Origin of the sequence: Porphyromonas sp. HMSC077F02, assembly GCF_001815465.1 — a bacterium.
Classification (GTDB): domain Bacteria; phylum Bacteroidota; class Bacteroidia; order Bacteroidales; family Porphyromonadaceae; genus Porphyromonas_A; species Porphyromonas_A somerae.
In genome coordinates this window covers 1-22,545 of sequence record NZ_KV820655.1, presented here as the reverse complement: position 1 = coordinate 22,545, position 22,545 = coordinate 1, and the positions used below count along the sequence as shown (strand labels likewise).

At 50.8% G+C, this 22,545-nt stretch carries 16 protein-coding genes; 13 read left to right on the top strand and 3 right to left on the bottom strand.

Annotated elements, in window-relative coordinates; translation table 11 throughout:
- Window positions 1-179 precede the first annotated feature (179 nt).
- From HMPREF3027_RS03810 to HMPREF3027_RS03755, 12 genes are all read left to right on the top strand, one after another.
- A complete protein-coding gene (locus HMPREF3027_RS03810) occupies window positions 180-1,457 on the top strand; it encodes an MFS transporter (RefSeq protein WP_018028731.1) in 1,278 nt (425 codons plus the stop codon).
- Between the two features lie 32 nt (window positions 1,458-1,489).
- Entirely contained in the window at window positions 1,490-2,485 is a 996-nt protein-coding gene (locus HMPREF3027_RS03805) for a glycoside hydrolase family 130 protein (RefSeq protein WP_021903730.1), read from the top strand.
- Complete coding sequence (locus tag HMPREF3027_RS03800) at window positions 2,485-3,768, top strand: peptidase U32 family protein (protein ID WP_021903729.1); 1,284 nt, start codon at window positions 2,485-2,487, stop codon at window positions 3,766-3,768. Before HMPREF3027_RS03805 ends, HMPREF3027_RS03800 begins: the two co-directional genes overlap by 1 nt.
- The gene (locus HMPREF3027_RS03795; protein ID WP_018028728.1) at window positions 3,765-4,184 is read left to right on the top strand and encodes an acyl-CoA thioesterase; all 420 of its coding nucleotides are present in this window, start codon (window positions 3,765-3,767) and stop codon (window positions 4,182-4,184) included. Before HMPREF3027_RS03800 ends, HMPREF3027_RS03795 begins: the two co-directional genes overlap by 4 nt.
- Window positions 4,185-5,315, top strand: a complete 1,131-nt coding sequence (dprA, locus tag HMPREF3027_RS03790; RefSeq protein ID WP_070707166.1) for a DNA-processing protein DprA — start codon at window positions 4,185-4,187, stop codon at window positions 5,313-5,315. It begins immediately after the preceding gene.
- A 4-nt stretch (window positions 5,316-5,319) separates the two neighbouring features.
- Window positions 5,320-7,191 (top strand): alpha-L-fucosidase, encoded by a 1,872-nt coding sequence (locus tag HMPREF3027_RS03785; protein WP_070707165.1) that lies wholly within the window; start codon window positions 5,320-5,322, stop codon window positions 7,189-7,191.
- Window positions 7,192-7,218: 27 nt separating this feature from the next.
- A complete protein-coding gene (locus tag HMPREF3027_RS03780) occupies window positions 7,219-8,517 on the top strand; it encodes an NCS2 family permease (RefSeq protein ID WP_070707164.1) in 1,299 nt (432 codons plus the stop codon).
- Between the two features lie 375 nt (window positions 8,518-8,892).
- On the top strand, window positions 8,893-11,109 hold the full coding sequence (gene rnr / locus HMPREF3027_RS03775; protein ID WP_070707163.1) for a ribonuclease R: 2,217 nt from the start codon (window positions 8,893-8,895) through the stop codon (window positions 11,107-11,109).
- Between the two features lie 9 nt (window positions 11,110-11,118).
- Window positions 11,119-12,204: a Holliday junction branch migration DNA helicase RuvB gene (gene ruvB, locus HMPREF3027_RS03770; RefSeq protein WP_070707162.1), complete on the top strand. Its 1,086-nt coding sequence runs from the start codon at window positions 11,119-11,121 to the stop codon at window positions 12,202-12,204.
- 11 nt (window positions 12,205-12,215) lie between these two features.
- The gene (locus HMPREF3027_RS03765) at window positions 12,216-13,703 is read left to right on the top strand and encodes a lipopolysaccharide biosynthesis protein (protein ID WP_070707161.1); all 1,488 of its coding nucleotides are present in this window, start codon (window positions 12,216-12,218) and stop codon (window positions 13,701-13,703) included.
- Window positions 13,700-14,161 carry a LexA family protein gene (locus tag HMPREF3027_RS03760; protein ID WP_018028508.1) on the top strand — a complete coding sequence of 154 codons (462 nt, stop codon included), beginning with the start codon at window positions 13,700-13,702 and terminating at the stop codon, window positions 14,159-14,161. The genes HMPREF3027_RS03765 and HMPREF3027_RS03760 overlap by 4 nt, the downstream gene beginning before the upstream one ends.
- 3 nt (window positions 14,162-14,164) lie before the next feature.
- The gene (locus HMPREF3027_RS03755) at window positions 14,165-15,418 is read left to right on the top strand and encodes a Y-family DNA polymerase (protein ID WP_070707160.1); all 1,254 of its coding nucleotides are present in this window, start codon (window positions 14,165-14,167) and stop codon (window positions 15,416-15,418) included.
- 17 nt (window positions 15,419-15,435) lie between these two features.
- On the opposite strand, the gene uvrB is transcribed toward HMPREF3027_RS03755, so the two are convergent.
- The 3 genes from uvrB to HMPREF3027_RS03740 form a co-directional block, all read right to left on the bottom strand.
- A complete protein-coding gene (gene uvrB, locus HMPREF3027_RS03750; RefSeq protein WP_083317497.1) occupies window positions 15,436-17,565 on the bottom strand; it encodes an excinuclease ABC subunit UvrB in 2,130 nt (709 codons plus the stop codon).
- Between the two features lie 126 nt (window positions 17,566-17,691).
- On the bottom strand, window positions 17,692-18,891 hold the full coding sequence (locus tag HMPREF3027_RS03745; protein WP_070707158.1) for an OmpA family protein: 1,200 nt from the start codon (window positions 18,889-18,891) through the stop codon (window positions 17,692-17,694).
- 215 nt (window positions 18,892-19,106) lie between these two features.
- On the bottom strand, window positions 19,107-20,513 hold the full coding sequence (locus HMPREF3027_RS03740) for a Gfo/Idh/MocA family protein (RefSeq protein WP_141756221.1): 1,407 nt from the start codon (window positions 20,511-20,513) through the stop codon (window positions 19,107-19,109).
- A gap of 80 nt (window positions 20,514-20,593) precedes the next feature.
- Here HMPREF3027_RS03740 and HMPREF3027_RS03735 point away from each other — a divergent pair, with 80 nt between their 5' ends.
- Window positions 20,594-22,276 (top strand): nucleoside kinase, encoded by a 1,683-nt coding sequence (locus tag HMPREF3027_RS03735; protein WP_070707157.1) that lies wholly within the window; start codon window positions 20,594-20,596, stop codon window positions 22,274-22,276.
- Window positions 22,277-22,545 lie beyond the last annotated feature (269 nt).

Genomic DNA, 22,545 nt, shown 5'->3' with positions numbered 1-22,545 from the left:
CTTAGTTGCATCTCAACTTTTGCTCTACTTGTATAGAGGTTTTATGGCTGTTCCAAGAAGAGCATTTTAGTACTAAATCAGGAGATCCGACCCACAAGGGGGCCAATGGTGATAAGGTGAATAGGGAGGAATTTGGTAAGTTTGTATTCTAATAGTAATATTATTGATTAAGTTATCTGATGAGTCAAACGAAAAGTCCTGCGGTGTGGGTGCCGACGGTTTACTTTGCGATGGGGCTTCCGATGGTGTTGCTATCGGATGTATCGCTCTTGATGTTTAAGGACCTCGGGATCCCCGATGGTCGGATTACCTTTTGGGCATCGCTCCTCACTTTGCCGTGGAGCTTGAAACCCCTTTTCAGTCCCGTGATGGAAATCTTTGGCACCAAGAAGCAGTATGTGGTGCTAACGGAGTTGGTGTCGGCAGTGGTATTAGGGCTCATCTTTGCAGGGCTCGGGGTGGAGAACTTCTTTGCGGTGACTATTGTGCTAATGGCACTGATGGCGATTAGTGGCTCCATGCACGACATTGCAGGCGATGGCACCTATATGCAATACCTTAGCCAAAAGCAACAGAGCCAATACATTGGGTGGCAAGGTGCCGCCTACAATATTGCCAAGATCTTTGCCCGTGGTGCTTTGGTCTACCTCGTGGGTAGCCTCTCAAAGGACTACGGAGTGCTGTGGGCCTGGCGTGCCGTCTTTCTACTAGCGGGAGTGATTATGCTTGCGGTAGCGCTTTACCACTTAGCGATACTGCCAGGGAAGATGAAGAACACCGAAGAGAGCAAGGAGACTCGCTCCCTATCCGATGCAATGAAGAGCTTTGTGGAGATATTCGTCAGCTTCTTTGAGAAGAAGCACATATGGTTTTACCTACTCTTTATCCTCCTCTACCGTCTCACGGAGGGACTAGCAATAAAGATTGCACCGCTCTTCCTTAAGGCAGGAGTAGCGGAGGGGGGTATCGGGCTTACCAATGAGCAATTTGGACTCATCTACGGCACGGCAGGTACGGCCGCCTTTATCCTCGGTAGCCTACTGAGTGGCTATTACATTAGTCACTTCGGGCTGCGTAAGGTGCTCTTTTCCCTAGCCTTGATCTTCAACATCCCTTTTGTGGTCTACTTCCTGCTCGCCTACTTCCAACCAGAATGGCTCGGGTGGACTACTATAGGGATCACAATGGAGTACTTCGGGTATGGCTTCGGCTTTGTGGGGCTCAACCTCTTTATGATGCAGCAGGTGGCACGTGGACCACACCAGATGGCACACTACGCCATCGGTACTAGTCTGATGAATCTAAGTGTGATGCTCCCTGGCATGGTGAGTGGCTCTATCAGCGACCGTGTGGGTTACGAGCTATTTTTCCTCATCGCGCTAGTGGTAGCCATTCCTGGGCTTATTTGTGCCTATAAAGTGCCCTTTACCTACGATGACGAGGGCAATGAGATATAAGTATAATCACTTTTTAATGAATCAATAGAGATATGGATATAAAGATTGAAGGGCCTGCGATGCCCAATATGCCATGGGAAGATAGACCAAAGGGGTCAAAGGAGGTACTCTGGCGCTATAGCCAAAACCCTGTGATCGGTCGTTACGAGACACCTCACAGCAATAGCATATTCAATAGTGCCGTGGTGCCATACAAGGATGGCTTTGCTGGGGTATTTAGAGTGGATGACAAGAACCGCCGTATGCGTCTGCACGTAGGCTTCAGTAAGGATGGTATCAAGTGGGATATCCGCCCCGAGAAGATCGAATTCACCTGCCCCGACCCTGAGATCGGTGAGTGGGTTTATGGCTACGACCCACGTGTGGTAGAGATGGAGGGCAAGTATTATGTCACCTGGTGCAATGGCTATCATGGGCCTACGATTGGAGTGGCGTGGACGGAGGACTTTGAGACCTTCCATCAGCTAGAGAATGCCTACCTTCCTTTCAATAGGAATGGGGTGCTCTTCCCTCGTAAGATCAATGGCAACTACGCGATGCTCTCTCGTCCGAGCGACAATGGACATACCGCTTTTGGCGATATATTCTATAGCGAGTCTCCTGATATGGTCTTCTGGGGTAAGCACCGCCACGTAATGGCGCCAGCACCCTTCGAGGTGAGTGCATGGCAATGCCTCAAGGTGGGTGCCGGACCTATCCCTATCGAGACTAGCGAGGGGTGGCTAATGATCTACCACGGAGTGTTGAGAAGCTGCAATGGGTATGTCTATGCCTTTGGTAGTGCACTACTAGATAAGGAGCAGCCATGGAAGATGATTGCCCGCAGTGGGGAGTATCTGATCAGCCCCCTTGAGCAATATGAGTGCATGGGCGATGTGCCTAATGTTACCTTCCCTTGTGCAGCGATCCACGATGCGGAGACTGGCCGAATTGCTATCTACTACGGCTGTGCCGATAGCGTAACGGGGCTTGCCTTTGGCTACATTGATGAGATCATCAAATTTACCAAGGAGACCAATATCCTCTGATGATACAGAAAGGACTCAGTCGCAAAGACTTTGAGATTATGGCACCTGTAGGCAGCTGGGAGTCGCTCCACGCTGCACTACAAGGGGGTGCCGATGCCGTTTACTTCGGCATCGAAGGGCTCAATATGCGGGCAAGGAGTGCCAAGACCTTCGACACCCACGATATGGAGGAGATCGTAAAGCTCTGCGACGAAAAGGGGGTGAAGAGTTATCTTACGGTCAATACCATCATCTACGATGGTGATATGGAGTTACTCCACGAGATTGTAGACTCCGCCAAAGCGGCTGGCATATCGGCCATCATCGCGAGCGATATTGCGGCGATGAGCTACGCCTTTGACCAAGGGGTAGAGGTGCACCTCTCTACGCAGCTCAATATCACCAATGTGGAGGCACTCCGCTTCTACGCCCGCTTTGCCGACGTGGTGGTGCTGGCACGAGAGCTCAATCTAGACCAGGTGGATCGCATCCACCAAGCCATTGTAGAGGAGGATATCCGAGGGCCAAGGGGTGAACTGGTACGGATAGAGATGTTTGCCCACGGCGCTCTCTGCATGGCGGTAAGTGGCAAGTGCTACCTCAGCCTGCACGAGATGAATAGCAGTGCCAATCGCGGGGCGTGCAACCAGATCTGCCGACGCAGCTACCTAGTCAAGGATACCACAAGTGATATGGAGCTGGAGGTGGAGAACCAATATATTATGTCGCCCAAAGACCTCAAGACCATCCACTTTATGAATAAGATGATGGACGCTGGGGTGCGTGTCTTTAAGATAGAGGGGCGTGCCAGAGGACCCGAGTATGTACGGACGGTATGCGAGTGTTACAATGAGGCGATCCTAGCCCACCTCGATGGGAGCTACACCGAGGAGAAGATACGGAATTGGGACGAGCGACTCGCCACTGTCTTCAATCGTGGTTTTTGGGACGGCTACTACCTCGGCCAGCGATTGGGCGAGTGGACACACAAGTACGGCTCTTCTGCCACAAGGGTCAAGACGCATGTCGGTCGGGTGATCAAGTACTTCTCCAAGCTCGGCGTAGCAGAGTTGGAGCTCGAGAGTGGACTGATCAAAGAGGGCGAGGAGCTCCTCATCACAGGACCCACTACAGGAGCCGTCTTCTTCCCTGCCAATGAGATGCGGGTAGCCGATAGCATCGCCCCTGAGATTACAGAGAAAGGCATACGCTTTAGCGTGAAGGTGCCCGAAAAGGTACGTCCAGGCGACCGCCTTTATGTGATGAGAATGGTTGAAGAGAAAGGAAAAAGCAAGTTTTTATGAGCCAATTGCCAGATAAGAAGTACCTCTATCTCATTGAGATGAAGGTGAGAGACTACGAGTGCGACCTCCAAGGAGTGGTCAATAACGCCAACTACCAGCGCTATATGGAGCATGCGAGGCACGAATTTCTCGAGAGCCTTGGCGATAACTTCGGACGGATGCACGACCTCGGCTACGACGCCTTTGTTGCGAGAGTGGAGATCGACTACAAGGTCTCCCTCAAGAGTGGTGACCGCTTTTGGGTAGGCCTCAATGTGCATCGCGAGGGCGTGCGGCTCGTCTTTGACCAAGATGTCATTCGTCTTTCGGATAAAAAGATAGCCGCCGTGGGCAAGATATCGGCTGTGCTGGTGCAGGACGGGAAATTGACACGAGGCGAATACTTCGACCAACTCCTAGCTAATATCCAGCCTTAAATGGAAAGCTCCCTGCAGTTCTCTTCCGAGCAGTTGGCTCTCCTACAGCTTAGTCTCACGGAGGGGATAGGACCTGTCACCGCCAAAGCCCTTATCGAGGAAATGGGTTCGGCGGAAGCGGTGATGGTAGCCACCCCTGCGGAGCTGATGAAGCACCCCAATATCCGACCAAAGCTAGCACAGTTGCTACTTTCGGGTAATGGGGTAGAGCTAGCTAAGAGAGAATTGGAGATACTGGAGGAGCTGCAACAGCGTGGGCGACCCCTCAAGCTCTACTTTTTTGGGGATGAGGAGTACCCGCCCTACTTGGCTCAGTGCTTCGATGCTCCATTGGTGCTTTACGTAAAAGGGCAAATCCCCTCAGGCCCGATGATAAGCTTTGTCGGCACCCGACGCAATACCCACTACTCACTTGATGTGCTCGAATACCTTATGGAGGGGATTGCTGCACTACGCCCCGATATCACCATCGTGAGTGGTCTTGCCTACGGTGTGGATAAACTGTCGCACCAAGCGGCTCTGAAATATGGGCTCAAGAGCATCGGTGTGGTAGCACATGGGCACTACACCCTCTACCCTAGCTCACACCGCGATCTCGCCGAGCAGATGATCGCCACGGGTGGTGGCGTGGTCACCGAATACCCTTACCGCACTCGCGCTCTTCCCCAACGCTTTGTACAGCGCAATCGGATTGTCGCTGGTCTCTCCCTCGGCACCGTAGTCGTAGAGAGTGCCGAGCGGGGTGGCTCACTCATCACCGCCAACATCGCCTTTGACTACGGCCGCTCGGTACTTGTTGCCCCTGGACGAATCTTTGACCCCGCCTCAAAAGGGTGCAACAAACTGGTCGCCCACCAAAAAGCAAGTATCATCACCACCCCCGATAAGCTCCTAGACGAGCTCCAGCTCCTCCCCACACTCAAGCCCCAAAGGCTTCCCTTTGAAGAGGAGCAGGAGGAGAGCAACCCAATACTCAAGGCATTACGCACCGCCGACCACCTCACCCTTGAAGACCTTGCACTACAGCTAGGAGAAGAGGTGCCAACCATCTCAGGCATGCTCTTTGAGCTTGAATTGAATGGACAAATCCACTCACTCCCAGGAGGGAGATACTGCATCAAAAACCATTAAGACCATGAAAAGACTCTACCAACTCTTACTCTCACTTTTAGTAGCCCTTACCGCCTCAGCACAAAGCAACGATTGGTACGGCGATAAGTACTCCCTCTTTGTACATTATGGGCTCTACTCCATCCCTGGTGGCGTCTTTCAGGGAGAGCCAGTCACGAAAGGTTATTCGGAGCAAATCCTCACCTTTGGCATCGGCTTTAGCGACTGGTATGAAGCCTACACTCAACAACTTGATGCGGCAAAGTTCGATGCCCAAGAGATTGTCTCTTTGGCACAAAAGGGCGGTATGCGGAGTGTGGTAATGACCAGTAAGCACCACGATGGCTTCTGCCTTTTCGATACCGAGACCACCGACTACAATGTGATGAACACCCCCGCCAAGAGGGACCTCATCGGCGAACTAGCTGAGGCGTGTCACCAAGCTGGTATCGGCTTCGGCATCTACTTCTCACTCATCGATTGGCACTACCCCTATGCGGTGCCCTTCACTTCGCACAATGCCGACCCCATCACCCCACCCCACCACCAATACAATATGGCTCAGGTGCGGGAGCTACTCACCAAGTATGGGCGTGTAGATGAGCTCTGGTTTGATATGGGGAGCCTCACCACTGAGCAAAGTGCCGAACTCTATGCCCTCGTACATCAGCTACAGCCCGACTGTATGGTGAGCGGACGTCTCGGCAATGACTACGCCGACTTCTGCGTGATGGCGGATAATGAATACCCCGACTATCTGATGGCGATGCCGTGGCAAACAGCCGCCTCTATCTTTGATGAGACTTGGGGTTACCGATCGTGGCAAGAGAGGGGATCGGTAGAGGCAAAGGTGCAAGAGAAACTCGATGCACTGCTCAAGGTGGTTGCCTACGGTGGCAAGTACCTACTCAATATCGGACCGAAGGGCGACGGCTCTATCGTTCCTTTTGAGGCGGAGGTGATCCAGCGGATTGGCGAGGAGTTAGCCCCCTTTAAGGAGGCGATCTATCAGACCCATCCTGCCGCTACCCCCAACCAACTCGCCACACTGAGTGCCGATAAGAGCCAAAAGTATATCTTTCAGAAGAAAGGAACTCCCGCCCCTAAGGGTGCTCAGCTCATCGCCAGCAACACCTACTATCATCTCTACAAAACCAAGTATAGAGCACCAAAGCAAGAAGTAACTAAGGGGGCACTCACACCGCTCAATGCAGCACCGCTATTTGCCCACTCCTCGGCCGATTACTATGCTAGTTTCCAAAGCATCGTAGGCTATCAGTGGAGCGTTCCTCGTGCCAAGAGCTACACCCTCACCTATACCGACAAGGAGGTAGGGAGGGAGATTCTACTCAATGGCAAGCCCCTAGCCCTACAGCCCGAACGGAGTAGCACAATACCGATCCCACCATACCAATGGGGTCCACTCGAAGAGGCTCTTCAGAGAGGGCGCATGGCGACTATTGCCGACACCCCAGAGTGGATCCTATCGCAAGCCGATTTACGACAAGGGGTCACACTTCCTATGGGCTTCAGTTCAGGACGATTATTCCGGCAAGCGATCACAGTAGATAAGGCAACCGAGCTACCCCTCACCCTCACCTATACCGACGGCATACTCATATACCTCAATGGTGAATACATTGATGGTGCTCTCCACCGAGAGGAGGGCAATGCTACGCTCCAGCTACTATTGCCTCTCCGAAAAGGGGAGAACCAAATCACGATTAAGCTCTATAATCGGTGGGCAAAGGCATCACACCTTCGGCTAGAGATCCCCACCACGTGGGTCGAGCACCAGCAACAGATCCGATTACCCAAGGGTACGGTAACGCTCACCAAGCTATGGCAGGTGCCCCTCGCATCTCCTGCACATCTTTCAACACTCCGATTAAAATAGCATAACTACATAGACGTTACTACAGAGATGCAAAAACTTTATCAATGGTTGGGCTTCGACCCAAAGAAATACCACCTCAAGACCGAGTTGATGGCAGGGCTCACCACCTTCCTCACCATGAGCTATATCCTAGCGGTCAATCCAGATATACTTAGTGCCGCTGGGATGGATCGAGGAGCCGTCTTCACCGCCACTGCACTCGCTTCGGCAGTCGGCACCCTCTTGATCGCCTTTATGGCAAAGCTCCCCTTTGCCCAAGCCCCAAGCATGGGTATCAACGCCTTCTTTGCCTTTACATTGGTACAAGCGATGGGCTATAGTTGGGAAGCCGCCTTGGCAGCGATCTTCGTGGAGGGTATCATCTTTATCCTCCTCACGCTCTTCAATATACGAGAGCAGATCGTGAAGTGTGTCCCTATCAATCTACGCTTCGCCATCTCTAGTGGTATCGGAATGTTTATCGCCTTTATCGGGTTGAAGAATGCGGGAATCATCGTGAGCGACCCCGCCACGTTCGTGGCCCTCGGAGAGTTTACCCCTACCGCCCTCCTCGCTATGATGGGGATTATCCTCAGCGGAGTGTTGATGGTACTGAGGGTCAAAGGTGCCCTTTTCTACAGCATTATCATCATCACCATTGTCGGTATACCGATGGGGGTTACCCACGTGCCCTCCAGCTTTTCGGTGGTCTCAATGCCCCAATCACTAGAGCCTACCTTCCTAAAGCTCGACTTCCACGCCATCTTTAATGCAGATATGGCACTCACCATCTTCGCCTTGGTCTTTATGGATATATTCAATACCATGGGCACTCTCATTGGAGCGGCCGCCAATACCGAGATGATGGATAAGCAGGGGAATGTCAAGAATATCAAGCAGGCAATGATGGCCGATGCCATCGCCACCTCCACAGGTGCACTCTTCGGTACCTCTACCGTCACCACCTTCGTGGAGAGTGCCTCCGGTATTGCCGAAGGAGGTCGAACAGGTCTCACCGCCTTAGTGACCGCACTCCTCTTTGTGCTGGCACTCTTCTTCTCCCCACTCTTCCTCATCATCCCTTCCGCTGCTACCACAGGGGCACTAGTGATGGTAGGAGTACTGATGCTAAGCTCCGTGAGAGATATCAACCTCTCCGACCTTTCCGAGGCACTACCCTGCTTCATCACCATGCTCACCATGGTACTCACCTACAACATTGCAGAGGGTATGGCACTCGGTATGATCAGCTTCACCCTAGTAAAGCTCTTCAGTGGCCAATACAAACAACTCAATTGGACCCTCGTCATCGTCACCATCCTCCTGATGATCCGCTACGCCCTCTAGCCAAAAGGGGGCGAAGATTTGGAGTCCTCCAAATAGTCTCAAAACGCCTTGTAGGAGGAGAGCAAAAGTTAAGATGCAACTAAGCAATCGGTTAGTTGCAACTAAGCAATCGGCGAGATGCAACTAAGCAAATGCTTAGTTGCATCTCAATTTTCGCCCTCATAACCCATTGATTACTAGCGCCCTACAAATAGCCATTTTTATCAAATAAATCGGCGTGTGAAAGACCTCACGGAGGTTCTTTCCACATCGGCCACCGTCCGACCTGTCCGATAAGGAACTCTAGATAAGGCACTACCTAGCTAGAGCTCCCATCGTCTCCCTTAAGCTCTCTTTTTTTGGTATCTTTGTAGATACAGAAAGAATGATAACAATATGGGCAGAAAAAAGAAAGTAGAGAAAAGAAGGGGGCGGAAGGGTACACAGAAAGTCGGCAGGTCACGATTTTCGAGAGATACCAAGCCCAAGAAAGATAGAAGCGTATCGAGAGTACGTGGCCTAGTGCTTCAGTACTTCCGCAATAGCAAGGGGGAGGCATCGGACTACCAGCAAGTAGCTGAAGGGGTCGGTGCCGAGGGCGACCTAGCAGTGGAGATGGTACGTGAGGCGATGGTACAGCTGGCACAGGAGCGTGTGCTAGTGGCCGATAGCCTACCCGACCGCTATCGCTATGTAGCACCACGGCAAAAGATGGAGGGCATCCTCCGCCGTAAAGCTGGACGTGGGCACAATATGTTTTACCCCGATGATGGTGGCGAGTCCATCCGAGTGGCTGAGCGAAATACTGGGCATGCGATGGATGGCGACAAGGTGGTGATGAACCGCCTTGCCACCCGTAGAGGTCAAGAACCAGAGGGGGAGATTGTAGAGATCCTAGAGCGTGCAGACACCAATTTTGTAGGGGTGATTTCTATCCTCAATGATGTTGCTTTTCTTATCACCGAGAGTAATAAGCTCGCCAATGACATCTTTATACCTCGTGACAAACTAAATGGAGCTCAGGATGGCGACAAGGTGGTAGTGAAGGTATTGGAGTGGCCCGAGCGAGCCAAGAACCCAGTCGGCGAAGTGCAGGCGGTGATCGGCAAGCCAGGGGACAATGATACCGAGATGCATGCGATCCTAGCAGAGTATGGTCTGCCTTTCAAATACCCTGAAGAGGTGACTTTGGCGGGTGAGAAACTGGATGCCAACAAAGCTTTTAGCGATATCTTCCCCCGTAAAGATTTCCGTAAGCCACTCACCATAACGATTGACCCTGAAAGTGCTAAGGACTTCGATGATGCCCTTTCGCTAGAAAAGGTGGGCGAAGGACGCTGGGAGGTAGGGGTACACATTGCCGATGTGACTGCCTACGTGCTACCCGATGATGAGATTGATCGGGAGGCGGCAAAGCGTGCCACGAGTGTCTATCTAGTGGATCGCACGGTGCCGATGCTTCCAGAGCGTCTTTGCAACGACCTCTGTTCGCTCAAGCCGGGCGTGGATCGCCCCGCCTACTCGGTTATCTTTCAGCTAGATGACGAGGCGAAGGTGCTCGATTATGAGATCACTCGCACCATTATTCACAGTGATAAACGGCTAACCTACGAGGAGGCACAGGCGATGATTGATGGGGCAGAGCAACCCGAGACGGCAGCTATTCAGACCCTCAATAATCTTGCGAAGAAGCTCCGTGCGGATCGTATGAAGGCAGGTGCCATCGCTTTTGAGCGTTCGGAGTTGGCCTTTAGGATTGATGACCAGGGGAAGCCTTTGGAGATTTATGTCAAGCATCCGATCCCAGCCAATCATCTGATTGAGGAGTTTATGCTACTTGCCAATCGTACGGTGGCGAAGCATATCGGCACACTTTATGGTGAGGGGAAGGAGGGACCTACCTTCGTTTATCGTGTCCACGACACTCCCGATGCTGAAAAGCTAGCCGACTTGGCAGAGTTTGTAGGGCGTCTGGGCTACAAGATCAAACCTACTGGCACGCCGGAGCAGATTGCTCGTAGCCTTAATGACCTTCTGAAAAAGGTGCAAGACAAGCCTGAAGCGGAGCTAGTAGAGACGCTGACGATCCGCACTATGGCAAAGGCTATTTATCAGACCGAAAACATCGGTCACTATGGCTTGGCCTTCCCATACTACACCCACTTTACCAGTCCAATTCGTAGGCACCCCGATATGATGGTGCATCGCCTCCTTACCCACTATATGAATGGTGGAAAGAGCCTCAAGAGGACCGATATTGAGGAGATTTGTAAGTATGATTCGGAGCAGGAGCGCAAAGCCACTGAGGCGGAGCGTACCTCTATCAAGTACAAGCAGGTGGAGTTTATGCAAAATCACCTCGGAGAGGTCTTTGATGGGGTGATCAGTGGTGTGAAGGAGTTTGGCGTCTTTGTGGAACTCGTCGCCAATGGTGTGGAGGGGCTGGTGCCTATCCGTGACCTTGACGATGATTATTATGAACTGGATGAGAAGACCTACTCTCTCGTTGGCTACAATACGAAGCGACGTTTTTCCCTTGGCGATAAACTCACGATACGCGTAGCTAGAGCAGACTTAGACAAGAGGCAATTGGACTTTGAATTACTTTCGTAAAGAGGCAAGATGAAGGACGAGGAGAGGATCATAGAGGGGCTAGAAGAGTTTGACATCCGTGGCATAGAGCAGGGCGATGAATCTTTGAGTAGTAGCATCAAGCAGGAGGAGGATCGGGACAATGCTCTCCGGCCTGCGACGTTTGAGGACTTCCAAGGGCAGCCCTCAGTGGTGGAGAATCTAAAGGTTTTCGTCGCTGCAGCTAAGTTGCGCGGGGAGTCGCTGGACCATGTGTTGCTCCACGGTCCTCCCGGACTGGGAAAGACCACTCTTTCGCAAATCATTGCCAATGAACTAGGTGTGCAGATCAAGGTGACCTCTGGGCCGGTGCTAGATAAACCTGGCGACCTCGCTGGAGTGCTGACCTCTTTGGAGCGAAATGATGTACTATTTATCGATGAGATCCATCGGATGCCTCCAGTGGTGGAGGAGTATCTCTACTCTGCAATGGAGGACTATCGGATAGATATTATGATTGATAAGGGGCCGGGGGCAAGGAGTATTCAGATAGACCTCAATCCCTTTACCCTGATTGGGGCGACCACCCGCAGTGGACTACTGACTGCCCCGCTAAGGGCTCGCTTTGGGATCAATATGCACCTTGAGTACTACGATACGGAGACGCTGACGGGGATTGTGAAGCGAAGTGCCGAAATTCTTGGCATCGCCTGTGATGATCAGGCAGCCTTGGAAATAGCACAGAGAAGTCGTTGTACCCCTCGTATTGCCAATGCCCTACTCCGCCGAGTGCGTGACTTTGCACAGGTGAAGGGCTCGGGCCGTATTCACCACGAGATTGCTACCTACGCACTGGAGGCGCTCAATATAGATAAGCATGGGTTGGATCAGATTGACCATAAGATCTTGGGCGTCATCATTGATAAGTTTGATGGTGGTCCGGTAGGGGTCGGCACCATTGCCACAGCCATTGGAGAGGATCCTGGCACGGTAGAGGATGTCTATGAGCCTTTCCTTATCAAGGAGGGCTTTATGAAGCGCACCCCTCGTGGGCGTGAGGTGACTCGCCTAGCTTACGAGCACCTCGGTAAGGAGTGGCGCCCCAACAACCCCAAAAGCCTCTTTGAAGACTTCTAAAGTGTGGTGAGATGAGTGCAGGGATAAAGGCGTTGGCGAAGGATACGGTTATCTATGGTGCGACCAATATCATCAGTAAGTTTCTTAACTGGCTATTGGCACCATTTTATATCCGAGTACTGGCCGATAGTGCTGAGTATGGAATTGTGACCAATCTCTATGCGTGGGTGAGTATCATCTTGGTGATACTCACTCTAGGAATGGAGACGGGGCTATTTAGGTTTATCAATACGAGTGAAGAGCCGAAGCGGGTTTATGCAACTACCTTTAAGATAGTTGGGATGTCGGTGGCACTCTTCTTGCTGGTGGGGCTTCTCTCCTCCGGTAGGATTGCAGAGGGTCTCGGCTATATGTCGCACCCCGAGTACATTGCTATCTTTGTGGTGATTGTGGCTTTGGACGCACTGATGTCCATCCCTTTTGCCTACCTGAGGCATGAGCGTCGGCCGTGGAAGTTTGCTTTCTTCAAGTTCCTCTTCATCTTCCTCAACATTGGGTTCAATCTCTTTTTCCTCCTCCTTTGCCCCTACTTGGTATCAAAAGGGGTGTCGCTGCCTAGCTGGCTATTTCGTGAGGGGTATGGTGTGGGGTACATATTTATCTCCAACCTCCTCGCCTCTACTTTTGAGTTTCTATTGATGCTACCAATCATTAAGCCGGCTTTGAGAGGCTTTGATAGGGCACTAGTGAAGCCTTTGCTTCTCTACTGTCTGCCTCTGGTATTGCTCGGCTTGGCAGGTATCTTCAATAAAATGGCGGGGCAGATACTGATTCCTAGCCTCTATGCCGACCGTGCGGAGGGGATGGCGCAACTGGGTATCTATGGAGGGAACCTGAAGATCGCGGTGGTAATGGTGATGTTTATTCAAGCCTTTAGGTTTGCCTACGACCCTTTTGTCTTTTCGAAGATGAAGGCGACAGATGGCAATGATGCTTACCGTGTGGCGATGAATTACTTTATCTTCTTTGCGTTGCTGATCTTCCTAACGGTGATGTATGGGATTGATCTATTTAAGCACATTGTGGCACATGACTACTACAGTGGATTGGTGGTGGTGCCGATTGTGATGGCAAGTGAGATCCTCTTTGGTATCTACTACAATCTATCGGTGTGGTACAAGGTAAGCGACCGCACACACTATGGTGCGACCTTTTCGGTCATTGGTCTGCTGGTGACGCTGGCAGTAATCTACTGGGGGGTGCCACGATTCGGAATTGTCGCTGCAGCGTGGAGTGCCTTTGCCTGTAATGGGGTAATGCTTCTTTGCTCTTATATCCTTGGGCGAAAGCTACATCCGATCCCCTACGACACGGGAAAGAACCTACTGATCATTGCGTTGGCAATGGCCTTTTACTTTGGAGGAATGGCGATAGAGCCTAGTAGCCTTTGGCTAAAGCTTGCTCTAAGAGCTGGGCTTTTGCTACTATTTATGACCCTATCTATCTACTTCTTTGCACCCGAATTGAGAGTTGCACTTCGCCGACTTAAAAGACGATGAAAAACGAGATTAAACCGCTTGACTTCTACGCCATACGGGAGGGGAGCTATCTAGAGGTTCCCTTTCTTGATGATGGGCTATTTGCTGGGTTCCCTTCGCCAGCAGAGGATCATAATCTTGAGGCAATTGACCTTACTTCCGAGCTGGTTAAGCATCCCAATACCACCTTCTTGGCCCGTGTGGTAGGGGACTCTATGATTGATGCCGATATCTATGAGGGGGATATCATTATTGTAGATCGTTCGCTGGAATTCAATCACAATGATGTAGCGGTCTGCTTTATCAATGGGGAGTTTAATATTAAGTACGTCGAGAAAACGGCCGAGGGGGAGCTCTATCTTGTCTCGGCCAATCCGAAGTATCCTCGGATGAAGGTGGAGCCTGAGGACCACTTCACGCTTTGGGGTGTGGTCACGTATGTGATCCATCAGCCCAACCCACGAAATCGTCATCGCTAGCCTATGTATGGGCTTATTGACTGCAATAACTTTTATGTGAGCTGTGAGCGACTCTTTCGCCCGCAGCTCAATGGGCGTCCGGTGGTGGTGCTCTCCAATAATGATGGCTGTGTGGTCTCTCGCTCAAATGAGGCGAAGGCTCTAGGAATACCGATGGGGGTGCCACTTTTTCAGATTCAAGAGGAGGTGAAGCGATACAGCATCGAGGTGTGTAGCTCTAATTACACACTCTATGGCGATCTCTCGAGGCGGGTGATGGCGATTGTACGGGAGGAGGTAGGGACTCAGGAGATCTACTCTATAGATGAGTGCTTTGTACAATTCGACCCTCGCGACGATTATATGGCAATGGCTAGGGGTCTTCGACGGAAGATTCTGAAAGGGGTGGGTATTCCTACTTGTGTAGGGGTGTCTAAGACGAAGACACTTGCCAAGCTCGCCAATCGGGTGGCAAAGAAAAACGAACAGCTACAAGGGGTGTATGCCATTGATGATAATGAGAAGTGGCGAGCCGCCCTTGAGTGGGTAGAGGTGGGAGATATCTGGGGGATTGGTCGGCGTATTTCGGCACGCCTCAATCAGTATGGCGTCTATAACGGGTATCAATTTGTGCGAAAAGATCCCAACTGGGTGCGGCAATCTTTTACCGTCACAGGGCTAGATACCTACCTTGAGCTAAAGGGAGAGCCACGTATTCCTTTTGCAAAGAACGATCAGGCAAAGAGCATCACTCGGTCACGCTCGTTTGGCACTTTGGTGACCGACGAGCATCAACTCTTCAGTATCATACTGGAGTTTGGGGAGAAGTGCTGTGAGAAGCTAAGGGAGAATAAGTTGGCAGCACTTAAGGTGGCACTGGTACTGCATACTAATGCTTATAGAATCAATGACCAACAGCGTCACGAGTATGTGGAGGCTTACCTAACACTGCCTTCCAACAACCTCACGGAACTGACGCCGATCCTCTACCAACTCTTTAAGAAGGCATTTCGCCCAAGATTTAATTACAAGAAGGCGGGATTGCTCTTCTCGCAACTGGTATATGAAGGGGAGGTGTTGCCCTTTGAAGTGGAAGGACAGGCGGAGCTGAAACGACTGACCACTCTTGCCAAGGAGCTCAAGGATAAGTATGGCGACCATGCCCTCTACATCGCGGCTCGCAACCCTAAGGCACTAGAGGAAGTGGTCACTCGCAATCATGTGAGTCCCAACTACACTACAGAGCTCTCGGATATCCTTAAGATTCAACCAAAGTAAGGCGTTTGATAAAGGGGTTACTTCTTGCTACGGTTCTTGGCATGGGCGGCACGCTGATGCTCCACTGCATCTAGTCGCTTTTGGGCTTTAGCCTCTTTTGCGGTGACTTTCGACTGATCGCCTAGCATCGCCTGCAGCTCAAAGAGTTCATCTCTATACTGAGCGGCAGATACGAAGTCCAGTACTCGTGCCGCCTCTTCCATCGCTTTACGAGTGGCGGAGATACGCTCCTCAAGGGTCTCCTTAGAGAGATAGTCAAAGCTTCGCTCTGCCACCTTCTGCTGCTCGCTCTGAAGACGGTACTCCTTAGTGGCTTTGCTCTCTATGCCACCCCGACTTGGCCCAGTAAGGTCAAGGATAGAGGCGCTCTTCTTAACTATCTGCTTCGGAACTATTCCATGCTCCTTATTGAAGGCCAACTGCTTCTGACGCCTGCGATTGGTCTCATCAATCGTGAGCTGCATACTTGGCGTCACCTTACTGGCATACATAATCACCATGCCATTGACATTACGAGCGGCACGGCCAGCGGTCTGGGTAAGCGAACGATGGTTACGTAGAAATCCCTCCTTATCGGCATCCAGAATAGCCACCAATGAGACCTCAGGGAGGTCCAATCCTTCACGCAATAGGTTGACCCCAACCAACACATCAAAGTCGCCCCGACGAAGCCCCTCCATAATCTCCACTCTACGGATCGTCACCACCTCACTGTGGATATATTCCGTGCGGATGCCCATCTCTGCGAGGTGCTCCGATAGCTCCTCCGCCATACGCTTGGTCAGTGTGGTGACCAACGTCCGCTCATCACGCTCTATCCTTAGATGAATCTCATGCACTAGGTCATCTATCTGATGCTCCTCAGGTCGCACCTCAATGATTGGATCAGGAAGTCCAGTGGGGCGAATGATCTGCTCCACAATGGTTCCTCCACTCTCCTCCAGCTCAAACTCAGCCGGTGTAGCACTGACATAAATGGTGCGATGGGTGAGCTCTTGGAACTCCTCGAAGGTCAAAGGACGGTTATCAATAGCAGCGGGCAACCTAAAACCATAGTCGACAAGATTAGTCTTACGGAAGCGGTCGCCAGCATACATACCTCTCACCTGCGGGATAGTGACGTGGCTCTCATCAATGACTAGTAAAAAGTCATCAGGAAAATAGTCAAGTAGACAGTAGGGACGCTCTCCAGCCGACCGACCATCGAAGTAGCGGGAGTAATTCTCAATACCATTGCAATAACCGAGCTCCTCCAGCATCGTGATATCGTTGGTCACCCGCTCATAGAGACGAGTTGCCTCCTCCGACCTCCCCTGCTTATGGAAGAACTCAACCTGCAACTCCAGGTCGGCACGGATCATCTCTATCGCATGCTCCGTCTGTTCCTTAGTGGTGACAAATAGATTGGCGGGATAGATTTGCACCGAATCAAGTACCGAAAGCTCATGCATATCCTTAGGGTCTACACAGCTAATTCGCTCCACCTCATCGCCCCAAAACTCTATACGATAGGCCATCCCTTCATACCCCTCTACCGCAGGGAATATATCTAGCGTATCACCTTGGTTTCGGAAGGTACCAGGACGGAACTCCGCCCTATCATGAATATAATGAGCATTAACCAACTGCCTGAGGAAGTCATCTCTTGATATCTCCTCTCCCACTTTGATATCAATTCGTTGCGACGCGTAATCACGAGGGTTGGCCATACCGTAAATACAACTCACACTCGCCACCACAATCACATCCTTTCGTCCTGAGAGGAGCGAGGCAGTCGTCTTGAGTCGGAGCTTCTCTATCTCGTCATTGATCGACATATCCTTCTCAATGTACATATCGGTACTAGGAAGATAGGCCTCTGGCTGATAATAGTCGTAATAACTGACAAAGTACTCCACAGCATTATGAGGAAAAAAGCTCTTGAACTCCCCATACAACTGTGCGGCAAGCGTCCTATTGTGGCTCAATACCAGTGTAGGGATACCGAGGTTTTGGATCACGTTGGCAATGGTAAATGTCTTACCCGAACCAGTCACTCCAAGGAGCGTCTGCTTCTCCTGTCCCGAACGAATCCCCTCCGTCAGTTGCTTTATCGCCTCGGGCTGGTCACCCATTGGCTTGAATTTCGATACCAATTGAAAGCTCATCATATCCCTACAAAGGTACTAAATAAATGAAGAGAAAGCGACAGGTTGGATACAAGAATCATAAAGGCCTGCTAGGGAAACCTAGCAGGCCTTTATATGTTACACTATCTAAGTGTAGGAGAATTCTTACTTCTCAGCAGTCATGATAACTACACGGTTCCAAGCATTCTCAGCGTAAGGCTGTACAGTGTCACCCTTGTAGTCGATAGTGATTTGGCTAGATGGCACACCATACTCATCGGTAAGGATACGAGCCACCTCGCGAGCACGCTTCTCAGAGAGAGTCATGTTGTAGTTAGAGCTACCAGTCTTAGCATCAGCATAACCGATAACAGTTACAGGGATGTTGTTGCTCTTAACGAACTCAGCAGTGTTGTAGATGTTGATCTTTTGGTTGCGATCTACTCTAGCGCTACCGATACGGAAGTAAACTACGTTCTCAGACTTAACCTTAGCCTCAGTAGCTACTACCTCTGGGCACTCTGGGCAACGTACTGGACGCTTGCTTAGCTCAGCATTCTGTGAGCGTAGAGAGTTGATCTCGCTCTGAAGGTTGTTAAGAAGAGCATAGTCCATAGGCTCAACAACATCAAAGTCGCTCTTGCCAAGGTTGAAGTTAAGACCAAGGTCTAGCTTAGCAAGCATGTTGTTTGGACGGTAATAGTGCTCATACATTGGACGGTAGATGTTAGAGAATACTACGCTAGGAGCGAGTACTAGGTCTACAGTCTTGCCAAGGCGGAAGCTAAGGTCAAATCCTACGTGTCCAGAAACAGCGTAGTTGATGTGAGCTAGCCAATCCTTTGCGCTATCCTCCTTTTGCTTGTTAGTCGCATCACAATTAGTAGCTGTTCTAGCAGCCATAACACCCACACCGATGTAAGGTACGAAGCGAACCGTACGGTTAGCGTTGTACACACCGAAGTAGTTAGCTGGGTCAAACATAAAGTCGATGTGAGGAGTCAAAGTATGGAACATATACTCGTGAGTATTGTCGGTCTTAGCAAGGTGCATATCTCTTACCCAAGCCCAATCTACCATCAAACGGCTAGCGAAATAAGGAGTATACCACTTACCGAATCCAATACCTGCCTCATAACCAAGACGCTCTGCAAAGTCCTTTGCCTTGATCTCTTGATTGTAGAAAGAGACACCATAGTTAGCACCTCCACGAGCGGAGATAAACCAGTTGTCACCAGGGTTTAGCTGAAAAGCTGTATTCTTACCTGGCAGATTGGTTGCGTTTGCTGAGGTCTGAACCTCCTGTGCTGAAGCACTTAGTGCAAATACACTTGCTGCTACAAGTGCGATAACTTTCGTCTTCATAAAAATTACTTTCTAATTGTACAATTCTCTTATATTCTCATTCAATAATCCGATACCTTGTCCTATTCAGACCGCGTTATCGGAGAGCCGACACGAACCTGTGTACGGTGTTTCTCTGACAAAGATAGCAATAACTCTTTAATTTACACAAAAAAACAGCCGTTAATTGTAGGGTAATTCACATTATCCCCCTATTTACACCCATTTTGTAGCCTTCATTCAGCAAAAGCATGGCGATAACCCTCCTTAATATTCCAGTACCCACGAGTAAAGTCAGGAACCTCCACAGGGGCAGAATTGTGCTCAAGTGATATTGCCGATAGCGGAGAGATGGCACTCCACTCAGCCATATCATAAACATCCATATCCAGTGGCAGGCCATGACGAAGACAATAGATTAGGCGATAGTCCATAATGAAGTCCATACCTCCATGACCACCTATCTCCTTTGCCACCTCCTCCAGCTCTTGATGGATCGGGTGCTTGTACTCCTGCATCATCGCCTCTTGTACCACCTTAGGCAACCAAGAGTGTGCCACTAGGTTTTGGTCAGGTATCGGATTGCTACTTAACGATTCCCCCTTAAGGGCGAGCAGAGGCATTGGGTATTTAGAGGCATACCCCTTAGTACCTGCGATATTATACTGGCGGCTATAAGGTCTAGGTGTAGCCACATCGTGGTGCATCTCAATGGTGCGCCCTAGCTCTGTACGAATCAGCGTGACTGTATGCTGCCCATTCTGAAAGTCACTCACCTCCTCGCCTCTATTTGCCTTGAGCCACTCCGGAATACTCTTAGGAGTAGCATCCATAGAGACGAGATAATTCATCTTATCCCCTCTATGTATATTGAGTATCTGGCAAGCAGGCCCCATACCGTGCGTAGGGTAGATATCGCCTCGGTGCGTCTTATTGAAGGCCATTCGCCAATCCCCCTCGTAGGCATTCCAAAAGTCCTCCAGCTGGTGGATATACCCACCCTCAGCATAGACAATATCTCCGAGCAACCCCTTCTGAGCCATATTCAGCACCGTGAGCTCAAAGAAGTCGTAGACACAATTCTCCAGCATCATGCAGTGCTTACGCGTCCGCTCCGAAGTATCGATCAGCGCCCATATATCCTCTAGCGAATGGGCTGCAGGGACCTCTACCGCCACATGCTTTCCTTGCTCCATTGCATAGAGTGCCATCGGCACATGAGTTTGCCAATTGGTTGCTATATATATAAGGTCTAGGTCATCTCGCTCCACCAGCTCACGCCAAGCATCATCGCTACCATAGTACTCGGCTGCCTTAGGCAGCTCATGCCTTGTGAGTATTTCATTGGCTTTCTCCACACGCTCTTGATGGAGGTCACAGAGAGCTACCACCTTGGCTCCTGGAATATAGCAGAAACGATCCACGGCATCTGGACCACGCATTCCAAGTCCAATGACTCCTATACGTACGGTATCCAGTGCAGGGACAAAAAAGCCCACCATATGCTCCTGCCCCTCAGCTCGTAGGGGCACTTCCGTCTTGATAAGTCCGGGAAATGCATCATTACTGCCTGAAGGTCTACACCCAAAGGTAGCGACTACCAAAAGCGGTAGCACAATTATAAACATCAGTTTCTTAGCCATAAGTAAGCGTATAAGTGATAAAATGCTATATTTGCCAAGATAGCAATAATAATCAATACTACGGAATTATAATGGTTCAAATGAATAAAGAAATAGAGATAGAAGTACAGACGACTGGAGCTCAAAGAGTCTATCCAGTTGGCATCACTCCTATGGAGATATACGAAGCTGAAGGGCTAGAGCTACCCAATAGCCCCATGGGACTTCCCATGTTGGCACTGGTGGATAATAAGCCCACCCCACTTTCACACCCACTCCACCGCCCCTCCTTTGTTGACTTTGTTGGCTATGAGACACCCTACGGACGCCGCACCTACACCAGCACCGTGGCTCTAATCCTCTACAAAGCAGCGGAGGAGCTTGGCTACCCACGGGTAGTGGTAGAGCATGCTCTATCCAATGGCTACTACGGAGTAGTGGGAAGCCGAGAGACGCCCCCCTCCCACGATCTTTTGGAGTCCATCGCCACCAGAATGAAGGAGATCATTGCCCAAGACCTTCCTATCAATACCACCTACCTACGCAGTGAAGAGGCCATCGCTTACTTTATAAGAAAGGGCCGACCAACCACCGCCCAACTCATTGAGTCGCATTGCACCCACTTTGCTAGATTAGAGGAGCTCGATGGCTATATTGACTACATTTTCGAACCTGTATTGCCCTCCACAGGTATGGTGTGGGGCTTTGGTCTCGAAAAATATCGCGATGGTTTCCTACTACGTATGCCCGACCACCTAGCCCCTGAAAAGCTATACGACAAGGTGCGCCAGCCTAAGCAATTTGGCGTATTCAAAGATCACCTTTCCCTCCTCAAGTTGATTGGTGTAGAGGATGTGGCACCGCTCAATGAACTGATTCGCCAAGGCAAAGCGAGCCAAGTGATCTCCCTTTCCGAGGCACTTCAAGAAAAGGAAATTGCCTCCATCGCCTCCGAGATAGCAGAGCGGTACGAAAAGGGCGTGCGCGTAGTACTACTCTCAGGACCCTCCTCATCGGGCAAAACCACCACGAGCAAGCGCCTCTCTACTCAGCTCATTGCCAACCTTACATGGCCCTATGCCATCTCGCTCGACGACTACTATATTAATAGGGTCGACACCCCACTAGACGAAGAGGGCAAGTACGACTACGAAAGCCTTTACGCTATAGACCTCCCCAAGCTGAGAGAAGATGTAGCCCTCCTGATGGCGGGTGAAAAAGTACATATCCCCACCTATAACTTCGTTAAGGGCGAGCGCGAATATTTGCCAGGCAAAGAGATGAAGCTAGAGAATCACGGCGTCTTAATCATGGAGGGAATCCACGCACTCAATCCTGAGCTACTCCGAGGAATCCCTGAGGAAGCCATCTATCGTGTCTATGTCTCCGCACTTTCTCCCCTCTCCATTGACGACCACAACTGGATCTCCACCAGCGATAATCGACTTATCCGCCGAATGGTTCGTGATATGAAGTTTAGAGGCACCTCCGCCGAAGAAACCATCCTACGGTGGCAAGAGGTACGCCGAGGTGAGGAGCAGTGGATATTCCCTTACCAGGAGAATGCCGATGTGATGTTTAATAGTGGCTTCCTGTACGAGATGCCGGCCCTCAAAGAGCAAGCGGTATCGGCACTTCGCCAAGTATGTGAAAAGAGTCCCGCCTACCCTACCGCCAGCCGCCTTCTCACCTTCCTAGATCTCTTCGAGTCGCTCCCTATGGAGTCCACACCCCGCAACTCCCTTCTCCGAGAGTTCCTCGGTGGTAGCACCTATGGTGACTAAGCGACTTTTTCAGAGGCTATAAACAGGGGTTACACATTAGGAAAGCCTTACCGTAGGGCATTCATAGGTGTGTCTATAGGTGAGGACCCCGGCTGAGGGGTCCGTGTTAAATAGGCACAGGTCAAGGCACGCAGTGCCGAAGACCTGTGTATAACGATGTGCAAAACACCCTTACGACCCCGGCTGAGGGGTCGCACAACCTTACCTAGGTCTGACCCCTCAGCCGGGGTCATAGGGGGTGAGGAATATGCTCTTATACACAGGTCGTT